Source organism: Streptomyces profundus, from assembly GCF_020740535.1.
Lineage (GTDB): Bacteria > Actinomycetota > Actinomycetes > Streptomycetales > Streptomycetaceae > Streptomyces > Streptomyces profundus.
Genome location: NZ_CP082362.1, coordinates 5,610,547 through 5,626,912 on the forward strand (window position 1 = coordinate 5,610,547; position 16,366 = coordinate 5,626,912).

Here is a 16,366-nt window from a genome sequence, read left to right on the forward strand (position 1 = left end):
GAGCATAACGATCCGGTCGCGCCCCTCTACGGGCAGTAACCGCCCGTGGCCTGCGGTCGGCGTGGGGTTACGGAATTGTTCCGTGACGTCCGAGTGGTGTTCGCTCCTGCTTCAATCGTTCCTGTAGCGATGCTTCAGGGTTCCGTGCGGAGCCCGACCCGGACGTGTCGATCCATGGAAGGGAGCGGTATGCGACTGCTGCTGGTCGAGGACGACGAGCATGTCGGCGCCGCGCTGGTGGCGGTGCTCAGCCGGCACGGCTTCGACGTGGTGCGGGTACGCGGCGGCGAGGAGGGGCTGGCGAAGGTGCGGGCCGGTGGCTTCGGCGTGATCCTGCTCGACCTCGGCCTCCCGGACCTGGACGGGTTCGAGGTCTGCGGTCGTATCCGGCGCCTCACCTCCACGCCGGTGATCATGGTCACCGCCCGGGCCGATGTCAGGTCCCGGGTGCACGGGCTCAACCTCGGTGCCGACGACTACGTGGTCAAGCCCTATGACACCGCTGAGCTGCTGGCCCGCATCCACGCCGTGAGCCGCCGCACCGGCGCGGACGAGTCCGCCCCGCCCGAGGAGCCGGCGCCCGGGGTGCTCGTCCTGGGCCCGATGGAGGTGGAGCTGTCGGCCCGCAGTGTGCGGGTGGACGGCGAGCGGGTGCAGCTCACCCGCAAGGAGTTCGACCTGCTGGCGCTGCTCGCCCAGCGTCCCGGGGTGGTCTTCCGCCGGGAGCAGATAATCAGCGATGTCTGGCAGACCAGTTGGGAGGGCACCGGGCGCACCCTGGAGGTGCATGTCGCCTCGCTCCGCGCCAAGCTGCGCCGCCCGGAGCTGGTGGAGACCGTCAGGGGCGTCGGCTACCGGCTGGCGCTGCCGACCCCCGGGGCGGGCTGACCGGGAAGGCCCACCCGGACCCGACCCAGCACTAGACGACAGGACCTTAGAACCCGTGCGCGCGCGTCTGCTTCCGCTGCTGATCGTCCTGTTGACGGGCGTGCTCCTGGCGCTGGGCATCCCGCTGGCCACCAGCCAGGCGCACAGCGAGCAGCAGCGGGTGGTGGTGGACCGGATCGACGACACGGCGCGATTCGCCTCGCTGGCACAGTTCGCCGCCGAGTCGCCCGCCGACGGCGGCCTCAGGCCCCTGGCCACGCTGCGGGACGAGCTGAACCGCTACCACGAGGTGTACGGGATCAGCGCCGGTGTCTTCCGCAGGGACGGGCGGCCGATGGCGGTGGCGCCGGGCCGCTGGGAGGCCCCGGGGGGCGCCGAGGGGCGGGAGTTCGCCGAGGCGTTGGCCGGGCGCCGCAGCCAGGGCCCGGCGCAGGTCTGGCCCTGGGACGACGAGCGGACGCTGGTGGTGGCCTCGCCGGTGATCAGGGACGGCGATGTGATCGCCGTGGTGGTGACGGAGTCGCCGACCGGTCCGTTGCGCTCCAGCATCCTCCAGAGCTGGCTCCCGATCCTGGTCGGGGAGGCCGCCGCGCTGCTGCTCGCGCTGGTGGCCGCCTTCCAGCTCACCCGCTGGGTGCTGCGCCCGGTGCGGGTGCTCGACCGGGCGACCCACCACATCGCGACGGGCCGGATGACCGCTCGGGTGGCGCCCGCCGGCGGGCCGCCGGAGCTGCGCCGGCTGGCCGTCTCCTTCAACGAGATGGCCGACCACGTGGAGGAGGTGCTGGAGCAACAGCGCGCCTTTGTCGCCGATGCCTCCCACCAGCTGCGCAACCCGCTCGCCGCGCTGCTGCTGCGGATCGATCTGCTCGGCCTGGAGCTGCCGGAGGGCAACGAGGAGTTCGCCTCGGTGCGGGCCGAGGGCAAGCGGCTGGCCGAGGTGCTGGACGGGCTGCTCGGGCTGGCGCTGGCCGAGCACAGCGCGGCCGACACCCGGGTGGTGGACGTGGCGGCGCTGGTCGCCGAGCGGGTCGCCGCCTGGCTGCCCCTCGCGGACCGGAGCGGCGTGGGGCTGCGCCTGGAAGGCGCCGCCGCCGTGACCGGCTGGGCCGATCCGTTGGGGCTCTCCAGCGCGCTGGACGCGGTCGTGGACAACGCGCTGAAGTTCACCCCCGAGGGGGGCAGGGTGACGGTGACGGTCACCCCTGACCGGGACACGGTGGCCCTTGAGATCGCGGACACCGGGCCGGGCGTCGACGACGACGAGCTGGAGCGGGTCGGCTCCCGCTTCTGGCGCAGCCAGCGGCACCAGAACGTGTCGGGCTCGGGGCTCGGCCTCTCCATCGTCGGCGCCCTGCTGGCGGCCGGCGGCGCGAGGATCGACTACGCGCACCACGAGCCGACCGGCCTGCGGGTGACCGTGACGGTGCCCCGGCACGCGCCGGAGCCCGTCACGTTCGTCCCGGTCAGCCCCGAGCGGTCCGGCCCAGGCGGAGGGTGAGGATCTCGAAGGGGCGCAACGTCACCCGCACACGCCCGTCCACCACCTCGTGCGCCGGCGCGTCCGCCAGCGGGCGCTCCAGCAGATCGGTGACGGTCGCCGACTCCACCGGCAGCGCCAGGCGCAGCGCGCCGGCCGCCCGCCGCCCGCCCGACTCGTAGAGGCGGACCACCAGATCCCCGCTCTCGTCGTCGGCGAGCTTGACCGCCGACACCGTGAGGCTGGCGGCCCCCGGCGCTTCCTCGATCCCGACCAGCGGCGGCACCTCGTTCCCGCCGGGCACCGAGCGCTCGGGGAGGTTGATCCGGTGCCCCTCGCGCACCGCGTCGCCGAGGTCGGCGCCGGGCGCGAGGGCGTACCGCAGTCGGTGTCCGCCCTGGTCGGTCTCCGGGTCGGGGTAGCGCGGCGCGCGCAGCAGCGAAAGGCGCACCGTGGTGGTCTGCCCGCCGTCAGGACGCACATCCCGGGTGACGTCGTGGCCGTAGGTGGAGTCGTTCACCACGGCCACGCCGAACCCGGGCTCGCCCACGTGCACCCAGCGGTGCGCGCAGATCTCGAACTTGGCGGCCTCCCACGAGGTGTTGGTGTGGGTGGGCCGGAACACATGCCCGAACTGCGTCTCGGCGGCGGACTGGTCGGCCTTCACATCGAGCGGGAAGGCGGCCTTGAGCACCTTCTCCGTCTCCCGCCAGTCGATGTCGGTGTCGATGTCCAGCACGCGCGCCCCGGCGCGCAGCGTCAGCAGCTGCACCACCCGGGAAGCGCCGAACGCGCGCTCCACGCGGACCGTCGCCGCCTCCTCGTCCGCCTCGGTCAGCGCCAGATCCGAGACGTCCACCAGGTCGGTGACCCGGTTGCGGTAGAAGGCGTCCAGGTCCCAGGCGTCCCAGGCGTTGGGGAAGTCGGGATGCAGCTGGAGCAGGTTGCCCGCGCCGCCAGGGGCGATGGTCTCGCGCCCGCCGGCCAGCTCCACCGCCGAGACGACGAGGCCGCGCCCGTCGATCTCGATCCGCAGCAGCCCGTTCTCCAGGACGAATCCGCCGCCGGCGCGCGCTGTGGAGCGCACCGGCGCCGCGTCGCGCGCCGGGCGCGGCCCCGCGCCGCCGGCCGGGATGCCGCCGCGCTCGTGCGGCGCCGCGTTGAAGACGACGCTGCCCGCGCCGTCGCCGGCCAGCGCCCGCTGGGCGGTGTCGACCAGCGTCAGCAGCTCCTCGCGCAGCCGCGCGTAGGTGTCCCTGGCCTCCCGGTGCACCCAGGCGATGGAGGAGCCGGGCAGGATGTCGTGGAACTGGTGCAGCAGCACCGTTTTCCAGATCCGGTCAAGATCGGCGTACGGGTAGGCGTAGCCGGGGACCCGCACGGCCGCCGTGGCCGCCCACAGCTCGGCCTCGCGCAGCAGCGACTCGCTGTGCCGGTTGCCCTGCTTGGTCTTGGCCTGCGAGGTGTAGGTGCCCCGGTGCAGCTCCAGATACAGCTCGCCCACCCACACCGGAGCTTCGGGGTACTCCTCGTGCGCCTTGGCGAAGAAGTCGGCCGGCGGCTCGATCGCGACCCGGGGCGAGCCCTCCAGATCCCGCACCCTGCGGGCGCGGCCCAGCATCTCCCGGGTGGGGCCGCCACCCCCGTCGCCGAAGCCGAACGGCACCAGCGAACGGCTGCCGCGACCCTTCTCCCGGTAGTTGCGCGCGGCATGGGCCAGCTCGCCGCCGCTGAGGTCGGAGTTGTAGGTGTCGACGGGCGGGAAGTGGGTGAAGACCCGGGTGCCGTCGATGCCCTCCCACCAGAAGGTGTGGTGCGGGAAGGCGTTGGTCCGGCTCCAGGAGATCTTCTGGGTCAGGAACCACTTGGATCCCGAGAGCTTCACCAGCTGCGGCAGCGCCGCCGTGTAGCCGAAGGAGTCGGGGAGCCAGACCTCCTCGGTCTCGATCCCGAACTCGTCCAGGAAGAAGCGCTTCCCGTGGACGAACTGCCGGGCCATCGCCTCGCCGCCGACCATGTTGGTGTCGGACTCCACCCACATGCCGCCCACGGGGATGAAGCCGCCGTCGGCGACCTTGCGCTTGACCCGCTCGTACAGCTCGGGGCGGTGCTCCTTGATCCAGGCCAGCTGCTGGGCCTGCGACATGGCGAACACCAACTCGTCGGAGGCGTCCAGCAGCCCGACCACGTTGGCGGTGGTCCGCGCCACCTTGCGCACGGTCTCGCGCAGCGGCCACAGCCAGGCCGAGTCGATATGCGCGTGGCCCACGGCGCTCAGCCGGTGTGCCGAAGCGTGCGCCGGCGCGGACAGCACGTCCGCGAGCTGGGCGCGCGCCGCCGGCGCGGTTCCGGCGACATCGTCGAGCCGGAGCGCGTCGAGCGCGTTCTCCACGGCGCGCGTCAACGCGAAGCGCCGGGCGTCCTCGGGGGAGAGCTCGACGATCAGCGAGCCGACCACCTCCAGGTCCCGCACCAGCTCCCAGACCTCGCTCTCGAAGATCGCCAACTCGGCCCTGAGCAGCTGGTACAGCGGCTCGTCGCCCGCGGTCAGCCGGTCGCCAAGATCGCTCGGCACCGGATCGTTGAGGATCGGGTTGGCCGCCGCCTCGACCAGGAACGAGACCTCCTCGCCGCCGGCCGCCTCCTCGGCCACCGGCACCCAGTCGTTGTAGGGGTGCACGCCCTTGACGGCGGTGCCGTCCGGCCGGTGCACCAGGCCCTCGCACTGGAAGCCGGGGAGGCGCCGGTCGAAGCCCAGGTCGACGCGGGCCTCCACGGCGCGGCCCGCCCACCCGTCGGGCACCCGTCCGGTCAGCCGGAACCAGGTGGTGCCCCAGGCCGGGCCCCACCGCTCGCCCACCCGGGCCGGGCGGTAGTCGGCGGTCAACGCCTCGGCCGCCGGCACCGGTTCGCCCGGCGCGTCCCAGCGCTCCAGGACGAGCGGCACCGCCTCACCGTATACGGCCGGCCGGATCCGCTCGTCGAGGACTCTGCGGAGTCGCTGCTCGACAAGGTCACGATCGTCGTGCATGACACGTCACTCCCTGATCGTCGTGTGCGGGATGTTTCCGATGGGGTTCCCGATAACGCTCCCGATAAGAGGTGAACCAGAAAGAACAGAAGCAAACGGAAAAGAACGCGGAAAATGCCAGGAAGAACGAACGTCCCACCGGCGCGCGGTACTTGAGCCCGAGCTAGGACTTGACCGAGCGGTAGTAGTCGCGGGCGCCCGGGTGCAGGGCGAGCGGCTGGGTGTAGATGGCGCTGCGCAGGTCCACCCGCTGCGCCGCGTGCACCTGCTGGCCGATCCGGTCCCGCCCGTTGATCACCGACCGGGTGATCTGCTCCACCAGCCGGTCGTCCGTCTCGTCCGTGGTGATCAGCAGGTTGGCCACCGCCAGGGTGTCGATCCCCTCGGTGCCGGGGATCTCGGGATAGGCGTCAGGAGGCATCACGGCCGACCGGTAGTGCGCCGTGTTCTCACCCCACTCGGTGAGCACCGGCAGCAGATCCCCCAGCGGCACCAGCCGGATCGCCTTGAGATCGGCCAACTGCTCGATCGCCGAGGTGGGCAGCCCGCCCGACCAGAAGAACGCGTCCAACCGGCCGGCCTCCAGCATCCGGGGCATGCTGTTGATGCCCACCCGGACCGCCTCCAGATCGGTCTCCTCGTCCAACCCGGCCGCCCGCAGCAGCTCCCCCGTCACCAACTGCACCCCCGACCGGTCCTGGCCGACCCCGACCCGCAGCCCGGCCAGATCCGCGGTCCTTCGGACGGGGGAGTCGGCCGGCACCACCAGGTGCATGTAGTCGTCGTAGAGCCGCGCGCAGGCCCGCAGCCGCTCCGCGCCGGTGCCGCCCTCCGCCTGGTAGGAGGCGAGCGAGTCGGCCGTCGCGATGGCGAAGTCCGCCTCCCCGGCCAGCAGTCGCTCGATGTTCTCCAGCGAACCGGCGCTCTGCCGCAGCTCCATCGCCAACTGCGGCGCGTCCCGCGCCAGCTGCCCGCGCAGCAACTGCCCGTACCGGGCGTAGACCCCGCTGCTCACCCCGGTGCTCAGCGTCACCTCGCCCGAGGGCCGCCCGTCGTCCCGCACCACCGGCGGCAGCAACACGGCGACGAGCACCGTCAGTGCCAGGACGACCCCGAGGAGCAGCCGACGGCGGCGCGGCGAACGAGGACGGACCCCTCGCTGTTCCGGCGCTCCCAAAGCCACCCGAGCAAGCTATCAGCGGACCATAGACTTGGGCACGGCCAGCTGCTTCCAGACCGATGTGGATTGAGTCCTCCCCATGCCCCTTCCTTCCGCGCCCACCGCCGCCTCGGGCCGCCGCACGTACCAGGTCCGGACGTTCGGCTGCCAGATGAACGTCCACGACTCGGAACGCATGGCCGGGTTGCTGGAGGACGCCGGCTATGTGCCGGCCGGCGAGCGCGACGAGGTCGCCGACATCGTGGTCTTCAACACCTGCGCGGTCAGGGAGAACGCCGACAACCGGCTCTACGGCAACCTCGGACAGCTGGCGCCCAAGAAGGCCGCCCGCCCCGGCATGCAGATCGCCGTCGGCGGCTGCCTCGCCCAGAAGGACCGGGACACCATCACCCGCCGCGCCCCCTGGGTGGACGTCGTCTTCGGCACCCACAACGTCGGCAGCCTCCCGGTGCTGTTGGAGCGCGCGCGGATCGAGCGCGAGGCGCAGGTGGAGATCGCCGAATCCCTTGAGGCGTTCCCCTCCACCCTGCCCACCCGCCGGGACAGCGCCTACGCGGCCTGGGTGGCGATCTCCGTCGGCTGCAACAACACCTGCACCTTCTGCATCGTGCCCGCGCTCCGGGGCAAGGAGAAGGACCGCAGGCCGGGGGACATCCTCGCCGAGGTCGAGGCCCTGGTGGCCGAGGGCGTCATCGAGATCACCCTGCTCGGCCAGAACGTCAACGCCTACGGCTCGGACATCGGCGACCGCCAGGCGTTCTCCCAACTGCTGCGCGCCTGCGGCTCGATCGACGGCCTGGAGCGGGTCCGCTTCACCTCCCCGCACCCCAGGGACTTCACGGACGACGTGATCGAGGCCATGGCCACCACCCCCAACGTGATGCCGCAGCTGCACATGCCGCTCCAGTCGGGCTCCTCCCGGCTGCTGCGCGCCATGCGCCGCTCCTACCGGCAGGAGCGCTACCTCGGCATCATCGAGAACGTCCGCCGCGCCATCCCGGACGCCGCGATCACCACCGACATCATCGTGGGCTTCCCCGGCGAGACCGAGGAGGACTTCCAGGAGACGCTGCACGTGGTGCGCGAGGCCAGGTTCGCCCAGGCGTTCACCTTCCAGTACTCCAAGCGCCCCGGCACCCCGGCCGCCGAGATGCCGGGGCAGATCCCCAAGGCGGTCGTCCAGGAGCGCTACGAGCGGCTGGTGGCGCTCCAGGAGGAGATCTCCTGGGCGGAGAACAAGCGCCAGGTCGGCCGCACGGTCGAGGTGCTGGTGGCCGAGGGCGAGGGCCGCAAGGACGACGCCACCCGCCGCCTCTCCGGGCGCGCCCCCGACAACCGCCTGGTCCACTTCGCCCGCCCCGACGAGCCGGTCCGGCCGGGGGATCTGGTCACGGTGGAGATCAGCTACGCCGCGCCGCACCACCTGCTGGCCGAGGGCGCCCCACTGGCCGTCCGCCGCAGCCGCGCCGGCGACGCCTGGGAGCGACGGCAGGAGGCGCCGGCCGACTCGCGGGGCGGCGTGCTCCTCGGCCTGCCCAAGGTCGGCGTGCCGGCCCCGCTGCCCGAGCCCACCGGCGGCTGTGGGGTCGCGCACTCCTGAGGGCGCTGCCCTAGGCTTTCGATCATGCTCGTCGCCGCCGCAGTCTGCCCCTGCCCGCCCCTGCTGGTCCCCGAGGTGGCCGCCGGCGCCGCCCCGGAGCTGGACCGGGCGCGGGCCGCCTGCTTCGACGCCGTCGCGGTGCTGGCCGCCGCGCGGCCGGACCGGCTGCTGCTGGTCGGCACCGCCCCCGAGGCGGAGAGCGGCGACTACCCCGCCGGCAGCCACGGCTCCTTCCGGGGCTTCGGCGTCGCCATCGACGTCCGGCTCGGCGCCGGCGAGCCTGGCCCCCGCGAGCTGCCGCCCTCGCTCACCGTCGGCGCCTGGCTGCTGGAGCGCACCGGCTGGCAGGCCGCGCCGGTCGCCGCCAGCGCGCTGCCCGACACCCTCCCGCCGGCCGACTGCCTCGCCGCGGGCCGCGAACTGGCCGCGGGCGACGAACGGTTGGCCCTGCTGGTGCTGGGCGACGGCAGCGCCTGCCGGTCCGCCAAGGCGCCCGGCGCCTGGGACGAGCGGGCCGAGCCCTTCGACGCCGCCGTGGCCAACGCCCTCGCCGCCGCCGACGGCCAGGCGCTGGCCGCGCTCGACCCGGCCCTGGCCCGCCAGTTGCATGTCGCGGGCCGCGCCGGCTGGCAGCTGCTGGCCGGCGCCGCCGAGCGGGCCGACCTCGCCGGCCGGCTGCTCCACGACGACGCGCCCTACGGCGTCGGCTATCTGGTCGCCTCCTGGTCCTGACCCCGCCGCCCGCGGGGGCGCCGCCGCGCTCTGCGAGACTGCCGTGGTGAACAGCACACAGCCGACGCCCCAGGTCGTCGCCGTGGTCGGACCGACCGCCGCCGGCAAGTCGGACCTGGCCGTCGCCCTGGCCAGGCGGCTGGGCGGCGAGGTGGTCAACGCCGACTCGATGCAGCTCTACCGGGGCATGGACGTCGGCACCGCCAAGCTCACCCCGGCCGAACGCCAGGGCGTGCCGCACCATCTGCTCGACGTCTGGGACGTCACCGTCACCGCCAGCGTCGCCGAGTACCAACGCCTGGCGCGCGCCGCCATCGACCGGCTGCTCGCCGAGGGCCGCACGCCCGTCCTGGTCGGCGGCTCCGGGCTCTATGTCCGGGGCGCCCTGGACGCGCTGAGCTTCCCCGGCACCGACCCGGCGGTGCGCGCCGCGCTGGAGGCCGAGCTGGCCGAGGTGGGCAGCGGCGCGCTGCACCGGCGCCTCGCCGCGGCCGACCCGGGCGCGGCCGAGGCCATCCTGCCCAGCAACGGACGACGGATCGTGCGCGCGCTAGAGGTCATCGAGATCACCGGGCGCCCGTTCACCGCCCAGCTCCCCGGCCCGGACGAGGAGCGCGCCTTCTACCCCGCGCTGCACCTGGGCGTGGCCGTCCCGCGCCCCGAACTCGACGCCAGGATCGCCGCCCGGGTGGACCGCATGTGGGCGGCCGGGCTGGTGGACGAGGTGCGCCGGCTGGAGAAGGCCGGACTGCGCGACGGGCGCACCGCCTCCCGCGCCCTCGGCTACCAGCAGGTGCTGTCCTCCCTGGCCGGCGCCTGCGACGAGCCGACCGCCCGCGACGAGACCGTCAGGGCCACCAGACGCTTCGCGCGCAGGCAGGAGAGCTGGTTCCGACGGGAGGCCAGGGTCCACTGGTTGGACGCCGGAGCCGAGGCCCCGACAAGCCTCGACGACCGCGCCTGGGAGTTGGTCGAACGGGCGGTCACATCCTGATCACGTGATGGCATCGGGACGCTCCAAGGGGGCGGGAGCGCGCTTCGAGCGTGCCATCATCGAGCCGATGCTACGACCGTGGAGCCGTTGAGTTGGGAGGGCGCGTGGCGATGGAGGCCAGCCCTCGCGAGACCAGCGAAACAGGTGAGCGGCCCGCCGATCCGGTGCCGTCGGTGCCTCGCCCGAGCGACGACGTCGACCGGGTCCTGGGCGAGGCGGCGCTCCCGCACACGCCCCTTCCGCACGACCCGCTGCCGCACGACGAGGACCCCCTCGACCCGGCCGAGGGGGACGCCGACCGCGTCGAGTCCTACGCCGATCTCCGGCCACCGCGCCGGCTCCGGCTGGCGCTCTTCGCGCCGATCGTGGTGCTGAGCCTGCTCGGCTCCCTGATGTTCGCCTTCCCGCTCGCCTTCGCCTTCGACGACGCGGGCGCCGTGGTCGCGATGCTGGGCCTGCTGATCGGTTCCTCCGCCGGCGGCTGGGGCATGATGGCCGCCCGGCGGGTGGGCTACACCTGGCCTGGGGTGCCGCCGCGCGGCTCGGGGCGCAAGCCGGACTGGCGACTCCTGCTGCTCTACGCCCTGGCGCTGGCCGCGGCCCTGACGCTGGCCGTCTGGCGGGTCGCCGGACTGCGCTGACCCGGCGTTACGATCGTCGGGTGGGTACCGCACCAGAGTCCGTTCCGTTCCTCAAGGGGCACGGCACGGAGAACGACTTCGTGATCATCCCCGACTCGGACGGCCGGCTCGCGCTGGGTCCGGAGGACGTCGCGCGGCTCTGCGACCGCCGCGCCGGCATCGGGGGCGACGGCCTGCTGCGGGTGGTCCGCTCGGCGGCCGAGCCGGCCGCTGGCGCCCTGGCCGACGAGGCCGAGTGGTTCATGGACTACCGCAACGCCGACGGCAGCGTCGCCGAGATGTGCGGCAACGGGCTGCGGGTGTTCGCGCGCTATCTGCGCCACGCCGGCCTGGCCGGGGACGAGCGGGTGCCCGTGGCCACCAGGGCCGGGTTGCGCTGGGCCGCCTTCGGCGAGCGCGCGGACCAGATCACGGTCACCATGGGCCGGGCCCGGCTGCCGGCGGGGGCAGCGGCCTCCGTCACCGTCACCGTGCCGGGGCACACCTGGCCGGCGCACCAGGTCGACATGGGCAACCCGCACGCGGTCGCCTTCGTCACCGACCTCGCCGACGCGGGGGCGCTGCGCGAGGCGCCCACCGTTGCTCCCGCCGAGGCCTACCCGCGCGGCACCAACGTCGAGTTCGTGGTCGACCGGGGCGAGCGGCATGTGGCCCTGCGGGTGCACGAGCGCGGCTCGGGCGAGACCCGCTCCTGCGGCACCGGCGCCTGCGCCGTGATGGTGGCGTCCGCCCGCCGCGACGGACACGACCCGGCCGCCGACGGCCGGCCGGTCGACTACACGGTCGATGTGCCCGGCGGCCGGCTGCTGATCACCGAGGCCCCGGACGGCACGGTCACCATGACGGGGCCCGCCGTGATCGTCGCCGAGGGCACCCTGGCGCCCGGGCTGCTGCCGCCGACCCGTCGGTCCGACGCGCGCTGAAGGAGGCTCGCGCTGAAGGAGGCTGAGGGGCCGTCGCTCCTCGGCCGGTCGGCCGCTGGTTTCAGCCAGCTTCGCCGGAACATACGTCACCTGAATGGGTGATCCCAGGCGATCGGGACGGCGGGTGGTCTCCGGAGCGTGGTGGGCTCGGTAGCATCAAGCACCGGCGCCGCTGCGGGACCACGGGTCACATGGGCCACAGGACGTCAGCCGCGGTCCGGTCCAGGAGACCGCGGAGGTGCCCCCAACGATGACGGCAGAGGCGACCACCCCGAGCGGCACTGCCCCCGTTCGCCGGGCGCACCGGGGGATGCGGCTGCGTCTGCTCGGCCGAGCCGCCGTCTACGGCGCCGTCCGTGACCGGCTCCCCGACGCCATCGAACACCTCGTCAAGGCCCACCGCGGGCACCACCAGGGCGCGGACGTGGCGCTGCTGCACCGGGCCTACCAACTCGCCGAGCGGGCGCACCGCGGCCAGACCCGCAAGAGCGGCGAGCCGTACATCACGCACCCGTTGGCCGTCACCCTCATCCTGGCCGAACTCGGCGCGGAGACCACCACGCTGACGGCCTCCCTGCTGCACGACACCGTCGAGGACACCGAGGTCACGCTGGCCCAGGTGCGGGCCGACTTCGGTGACGAGGTGGCCCATCTGGTCGATGGCGTCACCAAGTTGGAGAAGGTGGAGTACGGCCCGGCGGCCGAGCCCGAGACCTTCCGCAAGATGCTGGTGGCCACCGGGAGCGACGTCCGGGTGATGTCCATCAAGCTGGCCGACCGGCTGCACAACATGCGCACGCTCGGCGTGATGCGCCCGGAGAAACAGGCCAGGATCGCCCGGGTCACCCGCGATGTGCTGATCCCGCTCGCCGAGCGCCTCGGCGTGCAGAGCGTCAAGACGGAGCTGGAGGATCTGGTCTTCGCGATCCTGCACCCGGACGAGCACCAGCACGCCAGGCAGCTGGTGCTGGCCCACGGCAGCCACCCCGACCCGCTCGCCGAGGTCGCCGCCGGTGTGCGCGGGGTGCTGCGGGAGGCGGGGATCGCCGCCGAGACGCAGATCCGGCCGCGGCACCTGCTCTCCGTCCACCGCGCCCGGCTCAAACGCGGCGAGCTGGGCGCCTGGGACTTCGGCCGGCTGCTGATCCTGGTCGCCGAGAAGGCCGACTGCTACGCCGTGTTGGGCGAGCTGCACACCTGCTTCACTCCGGTGGTCTCCGAGTTCAAGGACTTCGTGGCCGCCCCCAAGTTCAACCTCTACCAGTCGTTGCACACCGCCGTCGCCATCCCCTCGGGCGAGGTCGCCGAGGTGCTGGTGCGCACCCACGCCATGCACCGGGTCGCGGAGCACGGGGTGATCGCGCTCGGCGATCCGCACCGCGCCGGTGACGGCGAGACGGCCGGCGAGGACGCGGAGCGGGCCGACCCCACCCGTCCCGGCTGGCTCTCCCGCCTCCTGCAGTGGCAGGAGCAGGCCACCGACCCGGACACCTTCTGGACCGAGCTGCGCGACGAGCTGGCCCAGGACCGGGAGATCACGGTCTTCGCCGGCGGCGCCGTGGACGGCCCGCTCCAGCTCCCGGTCGGCGCCACCTGCGTGGACGCGGCCTACGCCCGTCACGGAGAGGCCGCGCACTCCTGCATGGGGGCCCGGGTGAACGGACGGCTCGCCAGCCTGCGCACCGTCCTCGGCGACGGCGACACCGTGCAACTGCTGCTGGCCGGCGACGGCGGTTTCGGCCCCTCGCCCGAGTGGCTTGAGTACGCGACCACCCCGGTGGCCCGGGTGGCGATCCGCTCCTGGCTGGAGAACCGCCACGAGCCGACCGACACCGAGCCGGGCGACGAGGAGACCCGCCCGGCGCCCGAGCCCCTCGCCGAGGCCGAGGCGCAGGCCGGCCAGGGGCGCGCGGGAGAGACGGCCGCCCTCGTCCCCGGCGCCCCTGAGGCCCAGGTGCGGCTGGCCGGCTGTTGTACCCCGGTGCCACCGGACGCGGCCTCCGGGTTCGCGGTGCGCGGCGGCGCCGTCACGGTGCACCGCGAGGACTGTCCGGCGGCGGTCTCCATGGTCGCCTCGGGGCGTCGGGCGCTTCCGGTGCGCTGGCGCTCCTCCTCGGTCGGCTGCCGGGTCACGCTGCACGCGGAGGCGCTGGGGCGGCCGGAGCTGCTGGCGGAGCTGACCGAGGCGCTGGCCCAGCACGGCGCCGCCGTGCTGCACGCCGAGGTGGAGCCGCCCCGGCAGCAGCGGGTCCGACACACCTACACGCTGCGGCTGCCCGACGCCTCGGGGCTGCCCCAGCTGATGCGCGCCATGCGCCGAGTGCCGGGCGTCTACGACGTCTCGCGCGCCGCCCGCCTCCAGTCCTGAGCGCGGGCGCCGGGGCGGGGGCCGGATCTTTCGGCGAGGCGCGTTGAATTCCGGGTGACGGCCCCGGGGCTCCGTGCCACTATTGGCAGAGGGCTTCCGGTGCGTCTTCTCGGGCGCGGTCGGGAATGTTCCCACCGGCTCGGGCGTTGTCACCGCAGCCGTGTTCGTCAGCGCGCGCAGCTCTCCGCTGCCCGGCTGATCCAGTCGACCTAAGGATCGCATTGACCTTTTCTTCCCTTCCTCAGGACACCCAGCGCCACACGACGGCGAACCGCCGGGCCGACGCCCTGATGGATGAGGACGTTGCCTGGAACGATCTGTCGGAGGAGCGCGACGGCGACCAGTTCGATCGCGAGGAGCGCGCGGCGCTCCGCCGCGTCGCCGGCCTCTCCACCGAGCTTGAAGACGTCACCGAGGTCGAGTACCGCCAACTCCGTCTGGAGCGGGTGGTGTTGGTCGGCGTGTGGACGTCGGGCAGTGCCCAGGACGCCGAGAACTCCCTGGCCGAGCTGGCCGCCCTCGCCGAGACCGCCGGCGCGCTCGTGCTCGACGGCGTGATCCAGCGCCGGGACCGGCCCGATCCGGCCACCTACATCGGCTCGGGCAAGGCCCAGGAGCTGCGCGACCTGGTCGTCGGGACGGCGGCCGACACCGTTGTCTGCGACGGTGAGTTGAGCCCCGGCCAGCTGATCCACCTGGAGGATGTCGTCAAGGTCAAGGTGGTCGACCGCACCGCCCTGATCCTGGACATCTTCGCCCAACACGCCAAGTCCCGTGAGGGCAAGGCCCAGGTCGCGCTGGCCCAGATGCAGTACATGCTGCCCCGGCTGCGGGGCTGGGGTCAGTCGCTCTCCCGGCAGATGGGCGGCGGTGGCTCCAGCGGTGGCGGTGGCATGGCCACCCGCGGCCCCGGTGAGACCAAGATCGAGACCGACCGGCGGCGTATTCGCGAGAAAATGGCGAAGATGCGTCGGGAGATCGCCCAGATGAAGGTCGGGCGGGACGTCAAGCGCCAGGAGCGGCAGCGCCGCGAGGTGCCGTCGGTGGCCATCGCCGGCTACACCAACGCCGGCAAGTCCTCCCTGCTCAACCGGCTCACCGGCGCCGGCGTGCTGGTGGAGAACGCGCTGTTCGCCACGCTCGACCCCACGGTCCGCAAGGCCGAGACGCCGGGCGGCCGGGCCTACACCCTCGCCGACACGGTGGGCTTCGTGCGCCATCTGCCGCACCATCTGGTGGAGGCGTTCCGTTCCACGATGGAGGAGGTCGGCGACGCCGATCTGATCGTGCATGTGGTGGACGGCTCGCACCCCGTTCCCGAGGAGCAACTCGCCGCCGTCCGCGAGGTGATCAACGACGTGGGCGCCCGGGAGGTGCCGGAGATCGTCGTGATCAACAAGGCGGACGTGGCCGACGAGCTGACGTTGCAGCGGCTGCTGCGCTCCGAGCGCCGCGCCGTGGCGGTCTCGGCCCACACCGGCCTCGGGCTCGACGAGCTGCTGGAGCGGATCGAGGCGGAGCTGCCCAGGCCGTCCGTGGAGCTGGAGGCGCTGGTGCCGTACACCCAGGGCGCGTTGGTGTCCCGGGTGCACAGCGAGGGTGAGGTCCTCTCCGAGGAGCACACCGGCGACGGCACCCTGCTCAAGGCCAGGGTCCACCGCGAGTTGGCGGCCCTCCTGGAGCCCTACGCGCCGGCCACCCGGCCCTGACCACGCGCACACCCGAGCACCGCTGAGCGGGCCGCTTCCCCCGGGGGGCGGCCCGCTCGACGCGTGCGCGGGCCCTCGGGCCCCTCCCTGGGGTTGTCCCGCGCGAACGCGTAGGCTTGTTGTGTCCGCGCGAGACGAGGTGGAAGGCCGCCATGAGGCACCTCCGCACTCGGCTGGTGCGGGGTTCGGGGAAGTGAGCGAGCGGTTGGCGCGCCTCCCCCGCGGGCCGGTGTCAGCCGCTCGCGGGTGCGGCGGGTCGTCGAGCCTAGAGAGCGCCCTTGACCTGCGGGGAAGCAGGCAGGGAGCCAGATCCTGGAGCGTCTCCATGTTGCGTACCATGTTCAAGTCGAAGATCCACCGTGCCACGGTGACCGAGGCCGATCTGCACTATGTCGGCTCGGTGACCATCGACGCCGAGCTGATGGAGGCGGCGGATCTGCTGCCGGGCGAGCTGGTGCACATCGTGGACATCGACAACGGCAGCCGGCTGGAGACCTATGTGATCGAGGGCGAGCGCGGCTCCGGCGTCATCGGGATCAACGGGGCGGCGGCCCATCTGGTCAAGCCCGGTGATCTGGTGATCCTGATCAGCTACGCCCAGGTCGACGACGCCGAGGCCAGGAGGCTCCGGCCGACCGTGGTGCACGTCGACGCGCACAACCGCGTGGTCGCGCTCGGCGCCGACCCCTCCGAGCCGGTGCCGGGTGGGTCCACCCGCCGCAGCCCGCTCTCCACCGCCCGCGTCTGACGGGCGGCCGAGACGGAGTCGACACGACGCGAGGGCCCGGCATCCGCCGCTGCGGATGCCGGGCCCCGGTGT

12 protein-coding genes are annotated in these 16,366 nt (G+C 73.4%); 10 read left to right on the top strand and 2 right to left on the bottom strand.

Annotated features, from left to right (window positions below; genetic code table 11):
* Positions 1-189 precede the first annotated feature (189 nt).
* Both K4G22_RS24750 and K4G22_RS24755 read left to right on the top strand, forming a co-directional pair.
* Positions 190-888: a response regulator transcription factor gene (locus K4G22_RS24750; protein WP_228082544.1), complete on the top strand. Its 699-nt coding sequence runs from the start codon at positions 190-192 to the stop codon at positions 886-888.
* A 55-nt stretch (positions 889-943) separates the two neighbouring features.
* Positions 944-2,389 (top strand): sensor histidine kinase, encoded by a 1,446-nt coding sequence (locus K4G22_RS24755; protein ID WP_228082545.1) that lies wholly within the window; start codon positions 944-946, stop codon positions 2,387-2,389.
* On the opposite strand, the gene K4G22_RS24760 is transcribed toward K4G22_RS24755, so the two are convergent.
* Positions 2,355-5,399, bottom strand: a complete 3,045-nt coding sequence (locus K4G22_RS24760; RefSeq protein ID WP_228082546.1) for an alpha-mannosidase — start codon at positions 5,397-5,399, stop codon at positions 2,355-2,357. The genes K4G22_RS24755 and K4G22_RS24760 overlap by 35 nt on opposite strands.
* A 163-nt stretch (positions 5,400-5,562) precedes the next feature.
* Positions 5,563-6,582 (bottom strand): TAXI family TRAP transporter solute-binding subunit, encoded by a 1,020-nt coding sequence (locus K4G22_RS24765; protein WP_322785132.1) that lies wholly within the window; start codon positions 6,580-6,582, stop codon positions 5,563-5,565.
* A gap of 76 nt (positions 6,583-6,658) precedes the next feature.
* On the opposite strand from K4G22_RS24765, the gene miaB reads away from it, so the two are divergent.
* The 8 genes from miaB (at position 6,659) to panD (ending at position 16,294) form a co-directional block, all read left to right on the top strand.
* A complete protein-coding gene (miaB, locus tag K4G22_RS24770; protein WP_228082547.1) occupies positions 6,659-8,179 on the top strand; it encodes a tRNA (N6-isopentenyl adenosine(37)-C2)-methylthiotransferase MiaB in 1,521 nt (506 codons plus the stop codon).
* Positions 8,180-8,203: 24 nt separating this feature from the next.
* Positions 8,204-8,911 (top strand): class III extradiol dioxygenase subunit B-like domain-containing protein, encoded by a 708-nt coding sequence (locus tag K4G22_RS24775; protein ID WP_228082548.1) that lies wholly within the window; start codon positions 8,204-8,206, stop codon positions 8,909-8,911.
* A gap of 46 nt (positions 8,912-8,957) precedes the next feature.
* Positions 8,958-9,905, top strand: coding sequence for a tRNA (adenosine(37)-N6)-dimethylallyltransferase MiaA (miaA, locus tag K4G22_RS24780; protein WP_228082549.1), 948 nt, complete (start codon positions 8,958-8,960; stop codon positions 9,903-9,905).
* 110 nt (positions 9,906-10,015) lie between these two features.
* The gene (locus tag K4G22_RS24785) at positions 10,016-10,546 is read left to right on the top strand and encodes a hypothetical protein (RefSeq protein WP_228082550.1); all 531 of its coding nucleotides are present in this window, start codon (positions 10,016-10,018) and stop codon (positions 10,544-10,546) included.
* 20 nt (positions 10,547-10,566) lie between these two features.
* A complete protein-coding gene (gene dapF / locus K4G22_RS24790) occupies positions 10,567-11,469 on the top strand; it encodes a diaminopimelate epimerase (protein WP_228082551.1) in 903 nt (300 codons plus the stop codon).
* 250 nt (positions 11,470-11,719) lie between these two features.
* The gene (locus K4G22_RS24795) at positions 11,720-13,837 is read left to right on the top strand and encodes a RelA/SpoT family protein (RefSeq protein ID WP_228082552.1); all 2,118 of its coding nucleotides are present in this window, start codon (positions 11,720-11,722) and stop codon (positions 13,835-13,837) included.
* A gap of 221 nt (positions 13,838-14,058) precedes the next feature.
* Positions 14,059-15,546, top strand: coding sequence for a GTPase HflX (gene hflX, locus K4G22_RS24800; protein ID WP_228082553.1), 1,488 nt, complete (start codon positions 14,059-14,061; stop codon positions 15,544-15,546).
* Between the two features lie 325 nt (positions 15,547-15,871).
* Positions 15,872-16,294: an aspartate 1-decarboxylase gene (gene panD, locus K4G22_RS24805; protein WP_228082554.1), complete on the top strand. Its 423-nt coding sequence runs from the start codon at positions 15,872-15,874 to the stop codon at positions 16,292-16,294.
* Positions 16,295-16,366: the final 72 nt, after the last annotated feature.

Bases quoted from the DNA above. Each gene is read 5' to 3' on its own strand.
- K4G22_RS24750 (WP_228082544.1), top strand. From the start codon at position 190: ATGCGACTGCTGCTGGTCGAGGACGACGAGCATGTCGGCGCCGCGCTG.
- K4G22_RS24785 (WP_228082550.1), top strand. From the start codon at position 10,016: ATGGAGGCCAGCCCTCGCGAGACCAGCGAAACAGGTGAGCGGCCCGCC.
- K4G22_RS24795 (WP_228082552.1), top strand. From the start codon at position 11,720: ATGACGGCAGAGGCGACCACCCCGAGCGGCACTGCCCCCGTTCGCCGG.
- K4G22_RS24760 (WP_228082546.1), bottom strand. From the start codon at position 5,399: ATGCACGACGATCGTGACCTTGTCGAGCAGCGACTCCGCAGAGTCCTC.
- panD (WP_228082554.1), top strand. From the start codon at position 15,872: ATGTTGCGTACCATGTTCAAGTCGAAGATCCACCGTGCCACGGTGACC.
- miaB (WP_228082547.1), top strand. From the start codon at position 6,659: ATGCCCCTTCCTTCCGCGCCCACCGCCGCCTCGGGCCGCCGCACGTAC.
- K4G22_RS24775 (WP_228082548.1), top strand. From the start codon at position 8,204: ATGCTCGTCGCCGCCGCAGTCTGCCCCTGCCCGCCCCTGCTGGTCCCC.